General features: G+C 74.3%; 18 protein-coding genes. 7 read left to right on the top strand and 11 right to left on the bottom strand.

Annotated elements, in window-relative coordinates:
• Window positions 1-44: 44 nt before the first annotated feature.
• Genes ACFYUV_RS16810 through ACFYUV_RS16790 form a run of 5 tightly spaced genes read right to left on the bottom strand, consistent with a single transcriptional unit; the run spans window position 45 to window position 4,865 of the window.
• Window positions 45-1,322, bottom strand: coding sequence for an ABC transporter substrate-binding protein (locus ACFYUV_RS16810; RefSeq protein ID WP_387669418.1), 1,278 nt, complete (start codon window positions 1,320-1,322; stop codon window positions 45-47).
• On the bottom strand, window positions 1,312-2,415 hold the full coding sequence (locus ACFYUV_RS16805) for a branched-chain amino acid ABC transporter permease (protein WP_387669417.1): 1,104 nt from the start codon (window positions 2,413-2,415) through the stop codon (window positions 1,312-1,314). Before ACFYUV_RS16805 ends, ACFYUV_RS16810 begins: the two co-directional genes overlap by 11 nt.
• Window positions 2,408-3,298: a branched-chain amino acid ABC transporter permease gene (locus ACFYUV_RS16800; protein ID WP_358286314.1), complete on the bottom strand. Its 891-nt coding sequence runs from the start codon at window positions 3,296-3,298 to the stop codon at window positions 2,408-2,410. The genes ACFYUV_RS16805 and ACFYUV_RS16800 overlap by 8 nt, the downstream gene beginning before the upstream one ends.
• Complete coding sequence (locus ACFYUV_RS16795; protein ID WP_387669416.1) at window positions 3,295-4,065, bottom strand: ABC transporter ATP-binding protein; 771 nt, start codon at window positions 4,063-4,065, stop codon at window positions 3,295-3,297. Before ACFYUV_RS16795 ends, ACFYUV_RS16800 begins: the two co-directional genes overlap by 4 nt.
• Window positions 4,066-4,088: 23 nt before the next feature.
• Window positions 4,089-4,865, bottom strand: a complete 777-nt coding sequence (locus ACFYUV_RS16790) for an ABC transporter ATP-binding protein (RefSeq protein ID WP_387669414.1) — start codon at window positions 4,863-4,865, stop codon at window positions 4,089-4,091.
• 188 nt (window positions 4,866-5,053) lie between these two features.
• Between ACFYUV_RS16790 and ACFYUV_RS16785 the strand changes: the two genes are divergently transcribed.
• Together ACFYUV_RS16785 and ACFYUV_RS16780 are read left to right on the top strand one after the other, a co-directional pair.
• Entirely contained in the window at window positions 5,054-6,256 is a 1,203-nt protein-coding gene (locus ACFYUV_RS16785; protein ID WP_387669413.1) for a PucR family transcriptional regulator, read from the top strand.
• 299 nt (window positions 6,257-6,555) lie between these two features.
• The gene (locus tag ACFYUV_RS16780; protein WP_387669412.1) at window positions 6,556-7,479 is read left to right on the top strand and encodes a TNT domain-containing protein; all 924 of its coding nucleotides are present in this window, start codon (window positions 6,556-6,558) and stop codon (window positions 7,477-7,479) included.
• 46 nt (window positions 7,480-7,525) lie between these two features.
• Here the strand turns inward: ACFYUV_RS16780 and hutH are convergent, their stop codons facing one another.
• From hutH to ACFYUV_RS16755, 5 genes are all read right to left on the bottom strand, one after another.
• Window positions 7,526-9,211 carry a histidine ammonia-lyase gene (gene hutH, locus ACFYUV_RS16775; protein ID WP_387669411.1) on the bottom strand — a complete coding sequence of 562 codons (1,686 nt, stop codon included), beginning with the start codon at window positions 9,209-9,211 and terminating at the stop codon, window positions 7,526-7,528.
• A gap of 130 nt (window positions 9,212-9,341) precedes the next feature.
• Entirely contained in the window at window positions 9,342-10,127 is a 786-nt protein-coding gene (locus ACFYUV_RS16770) for an ABC transporter ATP-binding protein (RefSeq protein WP_357976647.1), read from the bottom strand.
• Window positions 10,117-11,229: a FecCD family ABC transporter permease gene (locus ACFYUV_RS16765; protein WP_387669409.1), complete on the bottom strand. Its 1,113-nt coding sequence runs from the start codon at window positions 11,227-11,229 to the stop codon at window positions 10,117-10,119. The genes ACFYUV_RS16770 and ACFYUV_RS16765 overlap by 11 nt, the downstream gene beginning before the upstream one ends.
• Window positions 11,222-12,316, bottom strand: coding sequence for an ABC transporter substrate-binding protein (locus ACFYUV_RS16760; protein ID WP_387669407.1), 1,095 nt, complete (start codon window positions 12,314-12,316; stop codon window positions 11,222-11,224). Before ACFYUV_RS16760 ends, ACFYUV_RS16765 begins: the two co-directional genes overlap by 8 nt.
• A 135-nt stretch (window positions 12,317-12,451) precedes the next feature.
• Complete coding sequence (locus ACFYUV_RS16755) at window positions 12,452-13,165, bottom strand: hypothetical protein (RefSeq protein WP_387669405.1); 714 nt, start codon at window positions 13,163-13,165, stop codon at window positions 12,452-12,454.
• A gap of 172 nt (window positions 13,166-13,337) precedes the next feature.
• Between ACFYUV_RS16755 and ACFYUV_RS16750 the strand changes: the two genes are divergently transcribed.
• Window positions 13,338-13,946, top strand: coding sequence for a hypothetical protein (locus ACFYUV_RS16750; RefSeq protein ID WP_387669403.1), 609 nt, complete (start codon window positions 13,338-13,340; stop codon window positions 13,944-13,946).
• A gap of 10 nt (window positions 13,947-13,956) precedes the next feature.
• Here ACFYUV_RS16750 and ACFYUV_RS16745 read toward each other — a convergent pair whose 3' ends face one another.
• Window positions 13,957-15,681 (bottom strand): phosphatidylglycerol lysyltransferase domain-containing protein, encoded by a 1,725-nt coding sequence (locus ACFYUV_RS16745; protein WP_387669401.1) that lies wholly within the window; start codon window positions 15,679-15,681, stop codon window positions 13,957-13,959.
• A 78-nt stretch (window positions 15,682-15,759) separates the two neighbouring features.
• Here ACFYUV_RS16745 and ACFYUV_RS16740 point away from each other — a divergent pair, with 78 nt between their 5' ends.
• The 4 genes from ACFYUV_RS16740 (at window position 15,760) to ACFYUV_RS16725 (ending at window position 22,257) form a co-directional block, all read left to right on the top strand.
• Window positions 15,760-16,848, top strand: coding sequence for an alpha/beta hydrolase (locus ACFYUV_RS16740; protein ID WP_387669399.1), 1,089 nt, complete (start codon window positions 15,760-15,762; stop codon window positions 16,846-16,848).
• Window positions 16,849-16,910: 62 nt separating this feature from the next.
• Window positions 16,911-18,095: an amidohydrolase family protein gene (locus ACFYUV_RS16735; protein WP_387669398.1), complete on the top strand. Its 1,185-nt coding sequence runs from the start codon at window positions 16,911-16,913 to the stop codon at window positions 18,093-18,095.
• Window positions 18,092-19,354 carry a M20 family metallopeptidase gene (locus tag ACFYUV_RS16730; protein WP_387669396.1) on the top strand — a complete coding sequence of 421 codons (1,263 nt, stop codon included), beginning with the start codon at window positions 18,092-18,094 and terminating at the stop codon, window positions 19,352-19,354. The genes ACFYUV_RS16735 and ACFYUV_RS16730 overlap by 4 nt, the downstream gene beginning before the upstream one ends.
• Before the next feature lie 110 nt (window positions 19,355-19,464).
• Window positions 19,465-22,257, top strand: coding sequence for a glycoside hydrolase family 2 TIM barrel-domain containing protein (locus tag ACFYUV_RS16725; RefSeq protein WP_387669394.1), 2,793 nt, complete (start codon window positions 19,465-19,467; stop codon window positions 22,255-22,257).
• The last annotated feature ends 4 nt before the right edge of the window (window positions 22,258-22,261 follow it).

Genomic DNA, 22,261 nt, shown 5'->3' with positions numbered 1-22,261 from the left:
CGGTGGTGGGCGCCGGTGGTGGGCGCCGGTGGCGCGGCCGCCGGTCAGCCGGCCGCCGGCACGGTGTACTTCCCGGCCAGCTCCGACACCGCCGCCTCCTTGAGGATGACGGCGCCGCCCACCGCCTGCTTGTCGGGCTTGACCACGTAGGAGGCGCGCGAGGCGGGCCGGTCGAAGACGCTGAAGTCCATCGGCGTGCCGCCCAGCCCGGCCTCCCACGACTTCTGCGACCGGTGGGCCGCGACGATGCCCGCCCGGCTGAGGTCCTTGGCCTGGCACGCCTTGCGCAGCGCGTCGCCGACGATGATCGCCGCGGTCCAGCCGGCCGCCACGCCGCTGTCCAGGGGCTGGCCGGCGTACTTGGCCTGGTAGTCGGCGATGAGCTTGGCGTAGGCGGGCAGCGGCGCGCTGATCGGGGCGCCCGCGGTCACGTAGAAGAAGTCCTTCAGCAGGGCCGGCGCGGCCGGGGTGGCCAGAAGCTGCGGGCTGTAGGCCGAGTTGCTGCCGACGAACGGCACGTCCATCCCGGCGGCCAGGGCCACGCCGACCAGCGAGGCCGCCTGGCGCGGGCCGACCGACACCAGCACGGCCCGCACGCCCGCCTTCTTGAACGCCGCCACCTGCGCGGTCATGTCCTGGTCGGTCGCCTTGATCTTCTGCTCGACCAGCGTGAGCCCCAGCTCGCCGGCGGCGTACTTGGACCCGGCGAGGGCGCTCTCGCCGTAGTCGCCCTCGAAGTACAGGTGGCCGATCCGGTCGCCGGTCTTGACGCCCTTCTCCTTCACCAGGAAGTCGACGGCGTTGATCATGTCCACGTCGTAGGTGGTGCCGGTGACCTGGATGGCCTCGCTGCCGAGCAGGCCGGTGGCCCACGCCATGGGCAGGGTGAGGATCTTGTCCGCGGTGATCCGGTCCTTGAGCGCGGTGACCATCGGCGAGCCGATGAACTGCGGGATCGCGGCCGTCTTGGGCGCGACCTCGGCGTAGGCGGCCATCGCCTTCTGCGCGTCGTAACCGTGGTCGCGGACGATGGTCTCGATCTTCCTGCCGCAGACGCCGCCGCTCTGGTTGACCTGCTCGAAGTAGAGCTGCTGCGCCTGGGTGAGGCTCTTGCCCAGCGAGGCGTAGGGGCCGGTCAGGTCGGTGAGCAGGCTGAGCGTGATCGTGTCGGCGGTGACGCCGGGGCCGGTCCTGACGCCGTCGCCGCCGGCGGCGGTGGCGGTCGCCTGGCCGCCGCCGGTGGCCTTGCCGCTGGCGCAGGCGGTGGCCGCCAGCCCCAGCGCCAGCAGCGCGGCCAGGACGGCCGTGCGGTTACGGGACATGTGAGCTCCTGGTCTTCGGGGACGGATCCGGTGACGGTGAAGCGGACGGGCGGCGCCCCGGTGACCGGCGGCGCAGGACGCGCGGCAGGCCGAGCAGGCCGCCCGGGAGGAAGAGGACGACGGCGACGACGGCGGCGCCGTACAGGATGCGGGCGGCCTCGGCGGGGGACAGGCCGCCGCCGGAGCCGGACGGCGACACCAGGGGGATGGCGTCGCCGTAACGGGTCAGCAGCTGCGGCAGCAGGGAGACGAAGACGGCGCCGAGCACCGCGCCGCCCACCGAGCCCAGGCCGCCGATGACGATCATCGCGAGGTAGTCGAGGGAGAGCAGCATGCCGAAGTAGTCGGGCACGGTCCGCTGGAAGACCAGGGCCAGCAGCACGCCGGCCAGGCCGCCGTACATGGACGACAACACGAAGACGCCGGCCCGGTAGCGGGTGACGGGCACGCCCATCACCCCGGCCGCGGTCTCGTGGTCGCGGATCGTGTTCAGCGCCCTGCCAGGCCGCCCGCGCAGCACGCCGCGGGCGAACAGCGCCGCTGCCAGCAGCGCCAGGCCGCCCAGGAACCACAGCCGCTCCAGCGCGCCGAACGGCACGTCCATGACGACCAGCTCCGGCCCGTCGGCGAAGGCGAACCCGAAGAGCTCCATCGCCGGCACGGCACGCCCGTTGAACCCGCCCGTGACCGGCCCGGCGTTGAACAGCAGATGCTGCCCGCCGAAGATCAGCGCCAGCGTGGCGATGCCCAGGTAGGCGCCCTTGAGCCGGCCCGCGATCGGGCTGAACAGCCCGCCCGCGACCCCGGCCAGCGCCACCGCCAGCACCGCGGCCACCGGGGTCGGCAGGCCCAGGCCGCCCAGCGACGCGGTGGGCTCGGCGGCCAGGTAGACGTAGGCGTAGGCGCCGACGGCCAGGAAGAACGCGTGGCCCATGGACAGCTGCCCGGTCGCCCCGGTCAGCAGGTTGACGCCGATCGCGCCGATCGCGGCCGCCATCGCGAACAGGCCCGCCTGCAGCCAGAACCCCTCCAGGTAGAACGGCACGGCGACGAAGACGGCCAGGGCCACCAGCGACCCGACGGTCCTAGACACGGGCCCGCTCCCGCGTCCCGAACAGCCCGGCGGGCCGCAGCAGCAGCACGACGACCATGACGAGGAACGGCGCCACGTCGCCGATCCCGCGGCCGAGGAAGGCCAGGTCGTTCTGGTAGCCGGTGGTCAGGGCCTCGGTGACGCCGACGATCAGGCCGCCGGCCAGCGCGCCCGTGGTGGAGTCCAGGCCGCCGAGTATCGCGGCGGGGAAGGCCTTCAGCGCGGCCAGCGAGGAGCCGCGGTCCAGGCCGGGCGTGGGGAAGACGCACAGGAACAGCGCGGCCACCGCGGCCAGCGCCCCGGCCACGGCCCACGCGCTGACCGAGACCCGGCCCAGCCGCACGCCCATGAGCGCGGCCGTCTCGGGGTCCTCGGCGGTGGCCCGCATCGCCACCCCCCACCCGGTGTACTTGAACGCCAGCAGGAACGCCGCGATCAGCACCCCGGCCACGACCAGCGCGACGACCCGGGTCTCGGCGACCGTGACCGGCCCGAGGCGCAGCACCCGCGAGCCCCACGGGTCGCCCATGGCCAGCACCTCCGTGCCGATCCGCCGGGTGAGCTCGGTGGTCAGCACGATGTCCACGCCGATGGTGACGATGGCCAGCACGCTGTGCGAACCGGCCTTCGAGCGGCGGATGACCAGGAACTCCACCAGCGCCCCGATGACCGCCGCCGCCGCGACCCCGGCCAGCAGGGCGGGCCAGAAGCCGAGGTGCGGATGCAGCCGCGCCACCACGTACCCGCCGGCCAGCAGCAGCGAGGCGTGCGCGAAGTTCACCACCTCGGTCGCCTTGAAGATGACGACGAAGCCCAGCGCGATCAGCGCGTAGACGGCCCCCAGCGAGACCCCGTTGACGAGCAGCTCCACAAAAGTGATCACTCCGTCACCTCCACGCCCAGATACGCGCCGATGACCGCCGGGTCGTTCTGCACCTCGGCGGGCGGCCCGTCGGCGATGCGGCGGCCGAAGTCCAGGACGGTCACCCGGTCGGCCAGCCGCATGACCATGCCCATGTCGTGCTCGACCAGCAGGACGGAGAGGCCCAGGCTCTCCCGTACCGACCTGATCAGCCCGGCCATCTCCTGCCGCTCGCCGCCGTTCATCCCGGCGACCGGCTCGTCCAGCAGGAGCAGGCGTGGCTCCATGGCCAGGGCCCTGGCCAGCTCGACCCGCTTCTGCACGCCGTACGGGAGCAGCCCGACCGGCGTGTCCAGCACCGCGGCGAGCCCGGCGAAGGCCGCGATCTCGGCGACCCTGGCGGCGTGCGCGCGCTGCTCGCGGCGCGCGCCCGGCAGGCCGAGCCCCGCGGAGACGAACCCGGCCCGGGTGAGCCGGTGGCGGCCCAGCAGCAGGTTGTCCCGCACCGGCTGGTGCGGGGAGAGCGCGATGTTCTGGAACGTGCGGGCGACGCCGAGCGCGGCGATCCGGTGCGGGCGCAGCGCGGTCAGCTCGCTCGCGCCGAACCGGACGCTGCCCGAGGCGGCCCGGCAGACGCCGGACAGCACGTTGAAGCAGGTGGACTTGCCCGCGCCGTTGGGGCCGATGAGCGCGTGCACGGTGCCGGGCGCGACCGTGAAGCCGACGCCGTCCAGCGCCGTCAGGCCGGCGAAGCGGACGGTCACGTCGCGCACCTCCAGGGCGGGCATACCATCCGGTTGGTATGTCTGGGTCACGCGGACCACCTCGACAATCCGGCCCTGGCCTGCGGGGCCGGGGTCCCGTCGTCCACGCCGAGGTAGCGGCGGCGCACCTCGTCACCGGCGGCCAGCTCGGCCGCGGGCCCGGCCAGCGCGACCGCGCCGACCTCCAGCACGTACGCGTGGGAGGCCAGCGACAGGGCCGTGGCGACGTTCTGCTCGACGAGCAGGATCGAGGTGCCGGCGGCGTTGATCGCCCTGATCGTGGCGGCGATCGCGGCGGCCGCCCGCGGGGCCAGGCCGAGCGTCGGCTCGTCCAGCAGCAGCACCGACGGCTCGGCCATCAGCGCCCGGCCGATGGCCAGCATCTGCTGCTCGCCGCCCGACAGCAGCCCGGCGCGCTGGTGCGCGCGCTCGGCCAGGACCGGGAACAGCTCGCGCACCCGCCGCCCGGCCCGGACGGCGGCCGCGCGCGGCGTGCCCAGGCCGCCGGCCCGCAGGTTCTCCTCCACCGTCATGCGGGCGAACACGCGGCGGCCCTCGGGCACGTGCGTGACGCCGCGCCGCACCACGGCCGCGGCCGGCTGCCCGTCCACCCGCGCCCCGGCCACGCTGACGCCGCCCGCCGCGATCCGGCCCCGGTGGAACCGGAGCGTTCCCGAGACCGCCCGCAGCAACGTCGTCTTCCCGGCGCCGTTCGCGCCCAGCACGGCCACCACCGCCCCGGACGGCACGCTCAGTGACACGCCGTCCAGCGCCCGGACGGGACCGTAGTCCACCACGAGACCGTCCACGCTCAGCTCGGCCATTCGTCTTCCTCACAGGACCCCATGGCGGCCCACCCAAACCGGCGGGCGGGGCCGCCGTCCAGATGCGGCGGCGAAGTCGGGCTCGCTGCCCACCGCGGCCGGGGGCCCGTTGTGCAGCCGCACAACGCGAGGTCACAAAACGCTACAGAGCCTTGTTCTGGAACGGCGGCCGGTGGCAGCCTCGGGGAATGCGTCCCCCTACGGTCGTGGACGAGGACGTCCGCCAGACGTTACGCACCGCAGCCAGGGCACTGCTCGAACGCCTGCCCGAACTGACCGGCGAGCTGGTCGCCAGGACGCGCGACGGCGACGACGTCTACAGCGCCTGCGTCCCCTACGACGAGCACTGGAAGAGCACCCTCGAAGGCGTGCGCCTGGGCCTGACCGCGATCCTGCAGGAGCCGTCCGAGCGGCGCGACCTGGTCTTCACCCGGTCGATGGCCCAGCGCAGGGCCGAGCAGGGCCTTCCGCTGGAGTCGCTGCTGCGCATGTACCGCCTGGCCGGCCAGGTGACCTGGTCGGCGATCGTGGACCACATGGAACGCGAGCGCCCCGACCGCCTCGACGTCCTGGTCCGCGCCGCCAGCCACGTCTGGCACGCGATCGACCGGCAGTCGCTGGTGGCCTGCGACGTCTACGCCCGGCGCGAGCAGGAGATCCTCGGCCGCAGCAAGGAACGCGTCAACGCGCTGCTGGACGCCCTGCTCGACGGCACCGCCGACGCGGGGGTGGTGCGCGCCGCCGCCGACTCGCTCGGCCTGCCCGAACGCGCCCGCTACGCCGTCGTCACCGTGCGCTTCCCCGGCGGACGCCACCACGACGACGTCCGGCTGCCCGCGGCTCTGGGCGCGCTGCGGCTGCTGTGGCGCATGCGCACCGGCCACGAGGTCGCCGTCGTCGCGCTCGGCCGGGCCACCCTGGACGACCTGTGCCAGGAGCTGAGCCTCATCGTCAGCGGCGTGGCCGGGGTCAGCCCCGTCGTCGCCGGCCTGGACGAGCTGGGCACCGCGCACGAGCTGGCCTCCCTCGCCATGCGCACCTGCGCCGACGGCGGCCCCGAGATCGCCCGCCTGGACGAACGCGTGCCGGCCGTGCTGATGATCAGCCGGCCCGGCGTCACCGGCCACCTCGTCGAGGGCGCGCTCGGCCGGCTGCTCGCCCTCGACCCGGCCGACCGCGACACGCTGCTGACCACCCTGGAGACCTGGCTGGCCTGCGACGGCTCGGCCGCCAGGGCCGCCGGCCGGCTGTTCTGCCACCGCAACACGATCATCAACCGGGTCCGCCGGATCGAGCAGCTCACCGGCCGCTCGCTCACCCGCCCGCGGGACATCGTGGACCTCGCGCTGGCCCTGGACGCGGTCCGCCTGCTGCCCCCGCCCCCCAGGTGAGCCCCCGGCGACGGGTTGATCGGCCCTGTACGGCGAGACGCGCAAAGCGTCGCATTCTCGGATATTTCAACCCTTAGCGAGAATGGCCGTTTTCGTGGCCGCACTCTTTGCTGTTCTCTTGTCATGCCGGAGATGCGATATGGGCGACCGGCGGGAATGTAGCTGTCGATCACCGTATTCGACACCCGGCTGCATACGAGCGGGCATCGCCGATGAATATCCGGACGACGCGTCCATGCCGCCGAATCGCTTGTGATCTCTCTTCATTCGCTTCTTCTGCACGGATCCACGGGAAAGTCATGCGAATCAACCGACGAATCGTCGTCCTGGTCGCCGCGATGTGCCTGGCGGCCGACCCCATGGGGGGCGTGCCCGCGCACGCCGACAGCACATTCCGGCAGACCGTCCCGCTCGTCCGGCAGGCGCCGCCGCCTGCCGGCACGGCCGAACCCGAGAAGGAGGCCGGCGGGCTGGTCTGCGGGCCGCCGTACGTGACCGGCGACCCGGACCTCGGGCCGACGATCCTGCCCCGCACCGGCTACCTCGGCACCCTTCTGCGTGACTACGTGCCGCTGGGCGGTCTCACCCCGCAGCACTTCCTCTCGCGCTACTGGGACTACGCCGCCAACAATTACCGTTTCCCGCCCGACTCCGGTTTCGGCCGCTCCGGCAATTACCCCAACGGAAGACTGCTGCTCAAGACGACGTTTCTGCAGATCGGCATGCGGCTGGACCGTTTCGGCGGTTACGGGGGAGCGTTCCTGTCGCCGCTTGGCGACCAATTCATCCTGCGCGCGCTGCCGCCGCGCAACCTGAACACCAATCCGCAGGATCCGCAGCATCTGTGCAATTATCACGCGTTCCGGGTGCTCAAGTCGTTCCGCGTCGAGGTGGGCCCGGCGGCGCCCGCGTTCGAGCAGTCGGGCGGCGGCACGCAGTACCACGTGCTCAGCAGGTACATCCCGGAGGCTCCGCAGACCAGCGAAGAGGTTCCGGTGAGCTGGCTGCTGGCGAACGGATACCTGGAGGAGATCGAACCGGTCCTGGTGACCGTCAGGACCGGCGGCGACACGGCGACCCGCGACACCAGGGCCTCCGACACCAGGGCCTCCGACGCTAGGGCCCGCGACACCGCCGCCCGCGACGTGATCAACGGCGGCACGTACGTCACGGCCGGCAGGCCCGCCCCGATGATGCGGCCATCCAGGTCCGGGCGGCCCTAGGCGCGCGACCGCGGCGGCCTGCGCACCCCTCACCCGTTCCGCGACGTCACCGGGCGGGGTACGGCGTCAGGCCGCCCGCGTGCACCAGCGAGATCGTCCGTTCCAGGTCGGGGGTCAGGTATCGGTCGTCGCCCAGCGGCGCGACGTAGCGCCTGAGCTCGTCGTGCAGGGCGCGGGTCGCCGTCCCGAGCGGCAGGCCGGCCATCTTCGCCGCGATCAGGTCGATGCCCTGCGCCGCCATCAGGTACTGCACCGCCAGCACGATCTCCAGGCGGTCGAGGTTCGCGTGCAGGTCGCGGGCCGAGGCCATGGCCATCGTGTTGTGGTCCTCCTGGCCGTCCTTGACCGGACGCGACAAGGTGCCCGCCGGATGGGCCCTGACCTGCATCTCCGGGACCACCGCCGCGGCCACCGACTGCGCCTGCACCATCCCGGAGTTCAGGCCGACGCTCCCGCCGGCCAGGTTCGCCGGCAGGCCGTAGCTCCAGCGGGGCGACAGCAGGCGTCCGGACAACTCCTGCGACAGGACGCCGAGGTCGGTGATCTCGGCGTTCAGGCTGTCGGCGAGGTGGCCCATGATCGAGCCGTCCCAGTTGCCGCCCATCACGAACTCGTAGCCGGGGCCGCGCTCGCGCCGGAAGACCAGCGGGTTGGAGGCCGAGGAGTTGGCCTCGCGCGCCAGCGCCCGGCGGGTGGCGGCGAGCACCTGCCGCAGCCCGGCCATGATGTGCGGGGCCGCGCGCACCGAGACCGCGTCCTGCACGCGCGGGGTGTAGTTCGCAGGGTCGAGCCGCCTGCGGCCCTCCTCGGTCATCCAGCCCGAACCCGCGACCATGGTCCGCAGCCGGGCCGCGACCGCGTCCTCCTCCGGGATGTGCCGCTCGCGGTGCGTGCGCGCGTCCAGCGAGCCGCGCTCGGCCCTGGTGGCCTCCATGAACAGGGCGAAGGCCCCCTCCGCCTGGTCGGCGAGCACCGTGGCCCGGTGCACGGCGTGCATCAGCGTGGCGGCCAGCACCGTGCTGCCGCTGACGATCGGCAGCGCCTCCCCGGCCTCGAAGGTGAAGCTCGCGGGCAGCCCGGCCCGCGGCAACATCCGCGAGGCCGGTCCGGTCTCGCCCCGGTAGTGCACCGGCGCGTCCTCGCCCAGCGCGGCCAGCCCGGCCGCCGCCTGCGGCTGCAGGTCGCCGGTGCCGAGCGAGCCGATCTGCGGCATCACCGGCACGACCCCGGCGTTCACCAGGGACAGCAGCCGCTGCGGCACCTCGGGCCGGACGCCCATCTTCCCCCTGGCCATCTGGTTGGCCTTGAGGACCAGGGCCAGCCTGACCACGTCGTCGGGGAAGGCCGGGCCGACGCCCGCCGCGTGCGAGCGCAGCACGTTGCGCTGGAACTGCTCGGCCTCCTCCGGCGAGAGCGGGCGGTCCTTCAGCGGGCCGAGCGCCTGGTTCCAGCCGTACACCCGCTGGCCGCTCAGGGCCGCCAGCGCCCCCGCCCGCGACTGCGCCATGCGGGCCCGCGCGGCGTCCGACACCCGCGCGAGCACGGGACGGCCGGCCAGGATCGCGAAGGCGTCCCGCAGCGCGAACCGGCCGCCGTCCAGCACCAGGTCCAGCACCGGCGCCCGCGCGGGCACCGGCGCCGCGACCGGGGGCGCCACCGGGAGAGGGGCCGGGACGGCGACGGCCCGCTCCGGCACGCACACCGCCGCGAGCAGGCCGACACCGGCGGCCATTCGTCCTACTTTGCTGATCGACACGGTCCCCGGCCCCTTCACCACGAAGATCCACTCCGCTCCGTTTATAACCGGCCGGACGGACGGCGCCGGGCACGGCTCCGCACCGGGGGACGAGTGCTGACCGGCCCTAGGGCAGGCGCTTACCTCCCGCCCTGGACGCCACCGCGACGTGCGGCCGCCCGGTGATCGGATGCGGCCCCACATGGGCCAGGACGCCGAAGACCTCCTCGATGAAGGCCGGGGTCAGCACCTCCAGGGGCGGCCCCTGCCCGGCGACCCGGCCCTCGCGCAGCACGACGATCCGGTCGGCGTAGGCGGCGGCCTGGTCCAGGTCGTGCAGGGCGGCCAGCAGCGTCAGGCCGAGCGAGCGGATCAGGTCCAGCAGCAGCAGCTGGGACCCGACGTCCAGGTGGTTGCCCGGCTCGTCCAGGATCAGCAGCGGCGCCTCCTGGGCCAGCGCGCGGGCCAGCAGCACGCGCTGCCGCTCGCCGCCGGACAGCGTGGTCATCAGCCGGTCGGCCGCCCAGTCCATGCCGACCCGTTCCAGGGCCGTGGCGACCACCGCCCGGTCGCCCGCGCTCTCCCGGTCCAGCGCCCGCTTGTGACTGTGCCGTCCGGCCGCGACGACCTCGGCCACGGAGAACCCCTCTCCGGCCGGGTTGTGCTGCGGCAGGACCGCCCGCCGCCGGGCGGCGTGCCGGGGCCGCATCCGCCACAGGTCGTCGCCGTCCAGCCGGACGACGCCGCCCGACGGGCGCAGCGACCGGTAGACCGTGCGCAGCAGCGTGGACTTGCCGCTGCCGTTCGGCCCGACCAGCGCCACGAACTCGCCGGGCCCGGCGCTCAGCGTGACGTCGGTGACGATGGGCCGTGCGTCGATGCTCGCGCTGACGCCCGCGAGGTCAAGCCGCATCGCCGCCGCCTCCCGCCCGCCGCCTGCGCAGCAGCCACAGGAAGAACGGCACGCCGAGCCCCGTGGTGAAGATGCCCACCGGCAGCTCGTTCGGCCGGTCGGCGATCCGCGCCGCCAGGTCGACCAGCACCAGGAACACCGCGCCGGCCAGCAGCGAGACCGGCAGCACCCGGCGGTGGTCGGCCCCGACCACGAACCGGACCATGTGCGGGACCATCAGCCCGATGAACCCGATGCCGCCGACCACGCTGACCACCGTCGCCGTCAGCAGCGACCCGGCCGCCAGCAGCCCGATCCGCAGCGCCGCGACCGGCACGCCGATCGCGACCGCGGACTCCTCGCCGGCCAGCAGCGCGTTGAGCGCCCGCGCCTGCGAGGACAGCCAGGCCACGCAGCACGCGACGAGCAGCGCGGGCACGCCCAGATCGGCCCACGACGCCCCGGCGACGCTGCCCATCAGCCAGAACATCATGCCCTGCAGCTCGGTCGGGTTGAGCTGGAGCTGCACGAACGTGGTGGCCGCCGAGCACAGGTAGCCGACGGCCACGCCGGTCAGCACCAGCCACGAGTCCAGCAGCCTGCCGGAACGCTGGGACAGGACGTACACCACCAGCGCCGACAGCAGCGCGGCGGCGAAGGCGGCCCCCGTGACGCCGAGCGCGCCGGTCAGCCCGGCCAGCGCGCCGCCCCCGAGCGCGGGCACCAGCACGGCCCCCAGCGACGCCGCCGACGACACACCCAGCACGTACGGGTCGGCGAGCGGGTTGCGGACCAGCGCCTGCAACGCGACCCCGGCGACCGACAACGCGGCCCCGGCCAGCGCGGCCAGCAGCGCCCGGGGCGTGCGGATCTCCCACACGACCTGCGCGAGCAGCGGATCGGCCTGCTCGCCCCGCCCGGTCAGGTACGCCCACACCACCCCCCACACCTGGTCCGGCGGCAGGTTCACCGACCCGGCGGAGATCCCGATCACCAGGGCCACGACCAGCGCGGCCCCGAGCCCGGCCAGCAGGAACCCGGTCGCCCGCCCGGACACCGCGTGCGGCCGCCGCGGCGGGACGGGGACGGCGCGGCGCGGCGGCGCGGCCAGCGTGTCAGCCACCGGGATGCACCACCTTGGAGATCTTCTCCACGGCCCAGGCGTTCAGCGGCCCGAGGTAGACGCCGTCGGAGACGACCGTGTAGCTCCTGGACCTGGCCGCGGCCCAGTGGGGGTAGGCGGCGAACAGCTTCGCCGCCGCCTCCTCGCCCTTGTCCTCAGGCGTGAACAGCCCGACGACCAGCACGTCCACCTGGGCGGTGGCGAGCTGCTCGCGGTTGAGGGTGCGCGTCATGTCGGCGGTCTGGCCGGCGAAGGCGTTGACCCCGCCGGCCGCCCTGATGACGTCGTCGTAGATGCCGCCGGTCATCACGGCGGGCAGGCCGTTGGCGTTCATCATGGCCATGCCGGGATAGGCGATCAGCACCTTCCTGGGCGGCAGCGCCGCGACGCGGGCCCGTACCGACTCCATCCGCGCCCTCAGCCGCCCGATCAGGTCGAACGCCTCGCGCTGCACGTCGAACACCCGCCCGAGCAGGCTGAGGAACTCCAGCGAGGAGTTGATCGACTGGTTGCGGTAGGCGCGCTTCTCCTGCTCGGTGGCCTCCGGCTTGCCCATCGCGCAGTTGACCGGGTTGACCAGCGAGGTGATGCCGGCCGCGGCGAGCTGCTCGCGGGTGGCGAAGCCGCGGGCGGGGTCGAACCCGCCCGACCAGGTGGAGACCACCAGGTCCGGCTTGAGCTTGAGCACCTGCTCGGCGGGCACGTCGAAGTTCTTGTTCATGGTCAGCCCGCCGGTCGGCAGCGCCTTGATGCGGGCCGTCATGGACGGGTCGTCGGACACGCCGTAGCTCTGGGCGTTGGCCAGGATGCTGCGCTCCAGCCCGAGCAGCAGGAAGCTCTCCACCTCGCCGACGCTGGTGCCGTTCAGGATCAGGACGCGCTGCGGCGGGCGGCGGAAGGTGACCCGCGTGCCGCAGTTGTCGAAGGTGAGGGGGTAGACGGTCCGGCCGGCGGACGCGGCCGCGGTGGCCGCCTCTGTGGCCGCCTCTGTGGCCGCCTCGCCGCCGGTCGCCGCGGGCGTGCCGCAGGCGGCGGCCAGCAGCACGAGCGCGACCGCCGAGGCCCGGCGGGTACGGGAAGGTCTCATGGGTGATGTCCTCTGAGTCGAGTCCGGAGGCGCGCACGCCGGACCGGCCCCACGGCGGGGGCGGGCACGGCGGCGAGCCGGGATTGTCGTCGGAGGAACCGCGGCGGACGGGCGCGCGAAGGACCGCGGGCGCGCCTAGGCGGGCAGGCCCACGACCGTCGGACGGACCGGCCGTCGCGGCTCCGGTCCATCCGCGGGCGGCCCCCGCAGCACCAGCACGTGCCGCAGGAACAGCCGCACGCGCGCCGTGACGTCGTCGCGCCCGCCCACCGGTGTGCGCGCCGGCGCGGCCCACCCGGCCACGACGAGGAACAGCACCAGCAGCGGGCGCAGCACCCACCCGGCCAGCTCGCGGACCAGGGCGCACAGCCCCGACTCCACCCAGCGCAGCCAGACCGACGTCAGCAGCACGCTCGCCGCGTGCACGAGCAGCATCCCGAACCCCGGGGCGCCCGTGTCGTGCGCGTGGACCACGCTCGCGGGGGCGGCGACGGGTACGGGATGGTCGCAGCTCAGGGAGAGCAGCAGGTGCAGGACGACCTGCGAGGCGCCCGTGGCGGGCACGATGGCGGGCAGCGTGCGCTCACGCCCGGTCAGCGCCAGGGCCGGCGCGAGGACCAGCAGGAACCCCGCCAGCAGCGCCCCGGGGTCGAAGCAGCCGCCGCCCGCCAGGTGGGCGAGCGCGGCCAGCGCGGCGCACGTGCCGGCGAAGCTCGCCGCACGCAGCCACCGCACCAACGACCATGGACCCATCGAGGCCAGATCCTCCCACACGCCCGGCTCGCCCGCTCCGCACGGGTGCGCGGGGTGGGTGTCGGGCTGGGGGAGGGACGGAGTCGGGGTGGGCACGGGCTGGGGGTGGGGTGTTCACCGGTGGGGTGGACGCGGGCTGGGGGCCGGGTGCTCATCGGTGGGGTGTGCGGCGTGGCCGGGGCGGCGTACGCTCCGGTTGTGACCCTCCGGTTGACTGCTCCGCCGCCCGACGACCGCTCGACGACGAGGGCTCCGTGAGGAGCCGCACATGACCGGCCTCGGACCGCGCGCGGTCCTCGTCCCCGACCTGGGCGAAGACCTGGCCCGCGCGGTGGGCGAGCTGGAGAGGCTGCTGCTGGTGCTGCGCGCCGCCGAGTCCGTGGGCTCGCCGCTGCCCGGCCCGCTGGCCGGCGGGATCGCCTTGACCGCGCTGCGCCGGCTCTGGCGCGCGATCGGCCCCACGCAGGGCAGGCGCGCCGCCGCCGCCCGCCTCGCCGGTCGCCTGTACGCCCCCGGCGGCCAGGTCGAGCACGTGCCGCTGCGCCTGGTCGACGTCGACCCGCTCGACGTGGCCACCCTGTCGGCCGCCGCGGTGGCGCTCGGCCTCGGCGCGGTCGGCAGGGGCGTGGTCCGCCAGGCCCTCGACGCCGTGTGCACCGGCCTGCCCGCCACCGAGCTGGTGTCGTCCGCCGCCCGTTTCACCGGGCTGCTCGACCTGGCCGACACCGCCGACTCCATCGTCCTGCGCGAACGGCTGGCCGCCGCCGGGCCGGGCGCCGACGTCGTCCTGACGCCGGAGGCCGAGCGCGCCTACCAGGCCACCGCCGGCCGCCTCAACACCATGTGGCCCGCCACCGGCACCGCCGCCTCTCCGTGAACCGCGCGCTTCACGGGGTCTGGGGAGCGGCGGCGGCGCGGTCGTGGGTGAAGGGCCGGGGCAGGCGCAGGCGGGCGCGCAGCGGCAGGCCCGACGGGATGAACGCCTCGGCCTGGAGCGCCGCGACGCCGATCCTGGGCAGGTCGCGGGCGTTCGGGTAGACGACGAAGCGCGGCTCCCAGATCGGCCGGAACTTGGCGTTGAACCGGTACAGCGACTCGATCTGGAACCAGTGCGACAGGAAGACCAGCACCGACCGCCAGGCCCGCAGCACCGGCCCCGCGCCGAGCCGGTCGCCGCGGGCCAGCGTCGAGCGGAACATCGCGAAGTTGAGCGACACCTGCGTGATCCCCAGCGACGGCGCGGCCTGCAGCGTCTCGGCGATCAGCAGCTCGTTCAGGCCCGGGTCGGCGTCACGGTCGCGGCGCATCAGGTCCAGCGAGACGCCCCGGGCGCCCCACGGCACGAAGTGCAGCACAGCCTTGAGGTCGCCGTCCCGGCAGGCGGTGGCCACCAGGCACTCGGCGTCGGCGGGGTCGCCGAACCGGCCGAGCGCCATCGAGTAGCCGCGCTCGGTCTGGGTGCCGCGCCACAGCCCGGCGGCCCGGCGGATGCGCTCCTTCTCCTCCTCGGGCACGTCACGGGCGCGGCGCACCCGGCAGACGTACCCGGCGCGGCGGGTGCGGTTGACCATCTGCCGCACGTTGCGCATCGCGCGGCCCTCCAGCGTGAAGCCGTCGACCTCGACGATCGCCTCGTCGCCGATCTCCAGCGCGGACAGCCCCGCCACCTTCGTCCAGACCTCGCCGCCCGTCTCGCCGCAGCCGATGACGGCGGGCACCCAGGCGTGCCGCCGCGCCTCGGCCATGAAAGCGGCGATCGCGGCCGGCCACGCCTCGCGGTCGCCGATCGGGTCGCCGCTGGCCAGCATCACGCCCGAGACCACCCGGTAGGCCACGGCCGCCTTGCCCGACGGCGAGAAGATCACGCTCTTGTCCCGGCGCAGCGCGAAGTAGCCGAGCGAGTCGCGCTCGCCGTGGACGTCCAGCAGCGCGCGCAGACGGCGTTCGTCGTCGGCGGTCAGCTCGGCGGCCGGCCGTTCCGGGCGCAGCGCCAGGTAGAGCGTCGTCACGGCGGTCAGCGCGCCCAGCGCGACCAGGGAGAAGTAGACCAGGTCGGAGACGCGTTCCACGGTGAACGTGACCGGCCCCTCGATGCCCGCCAGCCCCAGCGCCACGTGCTCCAGCCGCTCGGCCACGCCCGGACGGCCCACCAGCGCGCCCGGCCGGACGCTCACGATCAGGTAGCCGAGCGCCAGGTCGATCACGCCGAGCACGAGCAGGTTCCACAACGCCCGCCAGCGCGAGCGCGGGTCGGGCAGCGCCGTGAACTCCCGCCGGCCGGCCACCAGCACGGCCAGCAGCACGACGCTGATCGCGGCGGTCACCGGCCGCAGGTGCAGCACGCCCATGACGGCGCTCACCGGCAGCAGCACCACCACCGCCCGCCAGGCCCGCACCTTACCCCGGCGCAGCGCGTGCGCGATCATCACCAGCATGATGCCGACCACCAGCGACGTCGCCCGCGCCACGGTCGTCACCGTCCCGGGCAGCAGATCCGACCACTGGCCCATCCGCGTGTGCTCCAGCCGCGGCGCCACGGCCTTGGCGATGTCCAGCAGGCCGATGACCAGCGACGCGTAACCCGCCAGCGCGGGGATCCAAGGACGCTTCACAAATACCGATTGAAGCCCCTGCCGGTTAATCTCGCCGTTAACCACGCGCTTACGCCGGCCGGGATATTCCTGCTGTTCATGGGACTGACCTCGATCGCGCTGCTGGTGACCACCGCGGTGCTCGCGGTGGCCGGGCTCGCGGCCACCGTCTGGGTGTGGCCGCGGCTGGCCGGGCGGGGCCTGCCGCCGGTGCTCGGCCGGGCCGGCCTGCTGGCGGGCTGCCAGGCGCTCACCGTGGCGGCGCTCGCGCTGCTGGTCAACTACTACTTCGGCTTCTACGCCTCCTGGGCCGACCTGCTCGGCACCGACACCGGCGCCGCCCAGATCACCGTCGCCGGGGCCGCGGCCGGGCTGCGGGTGCTGGACAGCCGGGCGGTGCCGGGCGGGCGGATCGAGGAGGTCGTCCTGCCGGGCGCGACCACGCGCCTGAGCGAGGAGGCGTACGTGTTCCTGCCCTCGGCCTACTACAAGGACCCGCGGCGCAGGTTCCCCGCGATCCTCGCCCTGACCGGCTACCCCGGCGACCCGCGCAACCTCATGACCCGCCTCGACCTGCCCGGACGGCTGGCCCACGCCATCGCCCTGCACCAGGTCGAGCCGGCCGTCCTGGTCATGATGCGGCCGAGCGTGGTGCTGCCGCGCGACACCGAGTGCGTGGACGTGCCGGGCGGCCCGCAGGCGCTGACGTACTTCGCCACCGACGTCCGGCAGGCCGTGACCGCGCACTACCGGGCGGCGGCCGGCCGCGACTCCTGGGGCGTGCTCGGCGGCTCGACCGGCGGCTACTGCGCGCTGAAGCTGGCGATGAGCCGCCCCGACGCGTTCTCCGCCGCCGTCTCCCTGTCGGGCTACTACAAGACGATCCTGGACGGCACCACCGGCGACCTGTTCCACGGCGACAAGGCGCTCGCCGACCGCAACGACCTGATGTGGCGCCTGGCCCGGCTGCCCGCGCCGCCCGTGGCCGTGCTCGTCACCAGCAGCAGGAAGGGCGAGGCCGACTACCTGCCGACCGAGCGCTTCCTGAACGCCGTCAAAGCGCCCATGCGGGCCTCGTCGCTGATCCTGCCCAGCGGCGGCCACAACTTCAACACCTGGAACCGGGAGCTGCCGCAGGCCCTGCCGTGGCTGGTCCAGCAGCTCGCGGTGCCCGCCGCGGCCCCCTGATCGAGGCGCCGGATCGGGGCGGGGTGGTTCGTCCGCGCGCCCACGGGGGAGTAGATCTCTCCGTGACCGACGTGTACGCCACCGCCGCAGACCTCGACCTCGCCCCGGCCGGGTTCGTCCGGGCCATCGAGGAGCTGCCGCTGGTCGACCACCACGTCCACGGCGTGGTGCCGCGCGACCTGTCGCGCACCGCGTTCGAGGAGCTGATCACCGAGTCCGACCGGCCGGTGCCGGAGTGGATGACGCAGTTCGACTCCCAGACGGGGTACGCCATCCTGCGCCACTGCGCGCCCGTCCTCGGCCTGGAACCGCACTGCACGCCGGAGGAGTACCTGGCCAGGAGGGCCCGGCTGGGCGCCGGCGAGGTGAACCGGCTGCTGCTGGGCGCCACGAACGTGGCCCACTACCTGGTCGAGACCGGCTACCGGGGCGACGAGCTCGTGGGCCCGTCCGGCATGGCCGAGCTCACCGGCGCGCCCGCCGACGAGGTGGTGCGGCTGGAGACGGTGGCCGAGCAGGTCGCGGCCGGCGGCTGCGACGCGTCCTCGTTCGCCGACGCGTTCGCGCGGGAGCTGTGGGAGCGCACCGGCGGCGCGCGCGGGCTCAAGAGCGTCGCCGCCTACCGCCACGGCCTCGACCTCGACCCCGAGCCGCCGAGCCGGGCCGAGGTCACCGAGGCGGCCGGGCGCTGGCTAGGGTCCGGCGGCGGTAAGCTGACGGAGCCGGTGCTGCTGCGGCACGTGATCTGGGCCGGGATCGAGCGAGGGTTGCCGATCCAGTTCCACACCGGCCTCGGCGATCCCGACCTCGACCTGCGCCGGGCCGATCCGCTGCTGCTGCGCGGCCTCGTCGAGCGCGCGGAGCCGACCGGGGTGCCGCTGGTGCTGCTGCACTGCTACCCCTTCCAGCGGCACGCGGGGTTCCTCGCGCAGGCCTATCCCAACGTCTACTTCGACGTGGGGCTCGGCGTGACCTACACCGGGGCCCGCAGCGTGGCGCTGGTGGCCGAGAGCCTGGAGCTGGCGCCGTTCGCCAAGATCATGTTCTCGTCCGACGGATGGGGGCCGGCCGAGCTGCACCACCTCGGCGCGGTGTTGTGGCGGCGGGCGATGGCGCGGGTGCTCGGCCGGCTCGTGGTGGACGGCGAGTGGTCGGCCGGGCAGGCGATGCGGGTGGCGGCGATGGTCGGGGCGGACAACGCGCGACGCGTCTACGGACTGGGAACACGGGAGGAGAGCACGGGGTGAACGACTTCGGGGGCCGTACGATCAACAGGCCCGTCGACGGAGCCGTCATCGGGACCGGCGGCGTGGAGAGCGCCGCCTACGCGGCGCTGCGGGAGGGCCTGCTGCGGGAGCTGCCCGCGGCGCAGGCGCTGCGCCGCCAGCTGCACGCGGAGCCGTGCCTGTCCGGCCAGGAGGGCCCGACGCGGGACCGGCTGCTCGACGCGCTGCCCGCCGGGGAGGTCGAGCACGTCGCCGGCACGGGCGCGGTCCTGCGCATCGGCGGTCCCGGCCCGGCGGTCGGCGTACGCGGCGAGCTCGACGCCCTGCCGCTGACCGAGCGCACCGGCGTCGAGTGGGCCGCCCCCGAGGGCGCGATGCACGCCTGCGGCCACGACGTGCACATGGCGGCCGTGGTCGCCCTGGCCAGGACCCTCGACCGGCTCGGCGCCGACCCGCCCCTGCTGGTCGTGCTGCAACCGCGCGAGGAGGGCTTCCCCTCCGGCGCCTCCGACGTCGTGGGGTCGGGCGCGCTGCACCGCCACAAGGTCGGCGCCATGATCGGCGCGCACGTGCAGCCCCTGCTGGCGGAGGGCACGGTCGCCTCCGTGCCGGGGGCGGTCAACGCCTCCTCCGACGAGTTCAGGGTGGTCGTCAGGGGAGCGGAGGGCCACGCCGCCTACCCCCACCTCACCAGGGACCCGGTGGTGGCCATGGCGCAGGTCATCGTCACCGCCCAGCAGGTCGTCAGCCGGGTCGCCGACCCGATGACGCCCACCGTGGTCACCTTCGGCACGGTCAACGCCGGGACCGCGCCCAACGCCGTCCCGGGCGAGGCCGTGGCCAGGGGGACGCTCCGGGCGATGTCCGAGAACTGGCGCCAGGAGCTGCACGAACGTTTCACCCAGGTGGTCGAGGACGTCGCCAGGGCGTGCGGCTGCGTGGCCGAGGTGACGATCCTGCCGGGCGAGCCGGTGCTGGTCAACGACACCGGGCTGGCCGTGCGCGCCGGCGGGCTGCTGCGCGGCCACGGCTGGACCGTGGACGGCGGGCTGCGCTCGTGCGGGGCCGACGACTTCTCCCACTACGCCTCGGTGGCGCCGTCGCTCATGATGTTCGTCGGCGTGGACACCGCCGCCGGCCTGCACACCCCCGAGTTCCTGCCCGGCGACGCGGCCGTGGGCGCGGTGGCCGAGAGCCTGCTGGCCGGCTACCTCGCGGCCGCCTCCGCGCTGCCCGGCCCGGCCGGTGCGAACGGGCTCCTGTTCTCCAGGAACGCCTGAGACCGGGCCCCTGCCGCGTCCATTCCTCCAACAACCACGGCAGGGAAGTCCAAGCACCCCAGACGGGGCATCGCTGACGGAACCACCATCAACCCCTACTGTCGGAAGGGATGGATCTCGAAACCTTCGCCCCCGGTTCGGGCCGTCTCGAACCCCGCGCGGCACTCCGCTCCGACGCCCCCGCCCTCGACCTCGGCGGCCTGTGGCGCTTCCGCCTCTCACCCGTGGCCGACGTGCCCGACGACTTCGCCCGGCCCGGCTTCGACGACTCCGCCTGGGACGAGCTGCCGGTGCCGGCCCACTGGCCCCTGCACGGCCACGGCGCCCCCGCCTACACCAACGTCTCCTACCCCTTCCCCGTGGACCCGCCGCACGTCCCGGACGAGAACCCGACCGGCGACTACCGGCGCGCCTTCGACCTGCCGGACGGCTGGCGCGGCGGCAGGCTTCGCTTCGACGGCGTCGACTCCTTCGCCAGGGTCTGGCTGAACGGCCACGAGCTGGGCTTCTCCACCGGCAGCAGGCTGCCCGTCGAGTTCGACGCCGGGCCGTGGCTGCGTCCGGGACGCAACGTGCTGGCCGTGCGCGTGCACCAGTGGTCGGCCGCCAGCTACCTGGAGGACCAGGACATGTGGTGGCTGCCCGGCATCTTCCGGGACGTCACCCTCACCCGGTCGGCCGCCGACGTGTTCGTGCACGCCGCCCACGACGGCCGGCTCTCCTTCGAGGCCGCCGAGGGCCTGCTGAGCCTCCCCGAGCTCGGCGTGCGCGACCTGGCGCCCGGCGTCGAGATCACCGTCGAGGCCGAGCCGTGGACCGCCGAGACGCCCCGCCTGTACGAGGCCGTCCTCACCACCCCGCACGAGACCGTACGGCTGCGCGTCGGCTTCCGCACCGTCTCCGTCGAGGACGGCGTGCTCCTGGCCAACGGCCGCCCGCTGCTGCTCAAGGGCGTCAACCGGCACGAGTTCCATCCGGACCACGGCCGCGCGGTCCCGTACGAGACCATGCGCGAGGACGTGCTGCTCATGAAGCGGCACAACGTCAACGCCGTCAGGACCAGCCACTACCCGCCGCACCCCGCCTTCCTGGACCTGTGCGACGAGCTGGGCCTGTGGGTCGTCGACGAATGCGACCTGGAGACGCACGGCTTCGGCCAGGTCGGCTGGCGGCGCAACCCCACCGACGACCCGCGCTGGGCCGACGCCCTGCTCGACCGCATGCGCCGCATGGTCGAACGGGACAAGAACCACCCCAGCGTCATCATGTGGTCGCTCGGCAACGAGGCGGGCGTCGGCCGCAACCTCGCCGTCATGGCCGGCTGGACGCGCGAGCGCGACCCGTCCAGGCCGCTGCACTACGAGGGTGACCGGTCGTGCGCCCACACCGACGTCTACTCGCGCATGTACGCCACCCACGCCGAGGTCGAGGCCATCGGCCGCGGCGAGGAGGACCCGCTCGACGACCCCGCCCTGGACGCGCGGCGGCGCTCGATGCCGTTCCTGCAGTGCGAGTACGCCCACGCCATGGGCAACGGGCCCGGCGGCCTGGCCGAGTACCAGGAGCTGTTCGAACGGTTCCCGAGGCTGGCCGGCGGGTTCGTGTGGGAGTGGATCGACCACGGCCTGACCGATCCCCGCCACGAGTACGCCTACGGCGGCGACTACGGCGAATCCGTCCATGACGGAAATTTCGTCATCGACGGCCTGGTGTTTCCCGACCGCACGCCCTCACCCGGCCTGCTGGACCTGAAGAAGGTCTTCGAGCCGGTGCGGTTCGAGTTCGGTGACGGCGTCGTGCGGGTGGTCAACCGGCACGACTTCCGCGACCTGGCCCACCTCGCCTTCGAGGCCGTCGTCGAGGACGACGGGCTCGAAGTCGCGCGGTTCCCGCTGGCGGTGCCGCCGTCCGGCGGCGAGGTGAAGCTGCCCGCCCTGCCCCCGCCGCCGGACGGCGCGGGGGAGCGCTGGCTCACCGTCCGCGCCCCCCTGACCGGCGACCAGCCGTGGGCCGCCGCGGGCCACGAGCTCGCCTGGTCCCAGACCCGCCTGCCGAGCCCCGCGCTTCCCGCCGCCGCCGGTGCGGGAGTCCGGCCGCAGACGTCCGGCGGGCGGCTGAGGCTGGGCGGCGGCGAGTTCGACCCCCGCACCGGCCTGCTGCTGCGCCTGTTCGGCCTGGACGTCGAAGGTCCGCGGCTCGACCTCTACCGCGCCCCCACCGACAACGACCGCTACGGCGGGCTGGACCGGAAGTGGCGGCAGCTCGGGCTGCATCGCCTCACCCACCGCGTGGCCGGGATCGGGACGGGCGACGGCATCACCGTCCGCACCAGGGTCGCCCCCGCCGCCACCGACCTCGGCATGCTCGTCACCTGGGCGTGGACCGCCACGTCCGGCTCACTGAACCTGTCCGTGGACGTCGAGCCGGAGGGCGAGTGGCCCGCGCCGATCCCGCGGCTGGGCGTCCACCTGCTGCTGCCCGGCGAGCTCGGCCACGTCACGTGGTTCGGCAGGGGGCCGGGGGAGGCGTACCCGGACACCGGGATGGCCGCCCGCGTCGGCCGCTGGCACGCCACGATCGACGACCTCCAGACGTCGTACGTCCACCCCCAGGAGAACGGACACCGGGCCGACGTGCGGTGGGCCGAGTTCGGCGGGACGGGGCCGGGCGGGTTCAGGGTCCACGGCGACCCGGTGTTCGGCCTGACCGCCCGCCGGTGGAGCACCGCCGAGCTGGCGGCCGCCCGGCACCGCCCCGACCTGGTGCCCGGCGACCACGTCCACCTCCACCTGGACCTCGCCCACCAGGGCATCGGCACCGCCACCTGCGGCCCCGGCACCCTCCCCCGCTACGACCTGCGCCCGGCCCGCGCGACGCTCCGCCTCCGGTTCACCCCGGCCTGACGTG

It is taken from the genome of Nonomuraea sp. NPDC003560 (genome assembly GCF_042878785.1).
Taxonomy (GTDB): domain Bacteria; phylum Actinomycetota; class Actinomycetes; order Streptosporangiales; family Streptosporangiaceae; genus Nonomuraea.
Note: the sequence above shows the minus strand (reverse complement) of the source record. Positions and strands in the feature narration are given on the sequence as shown.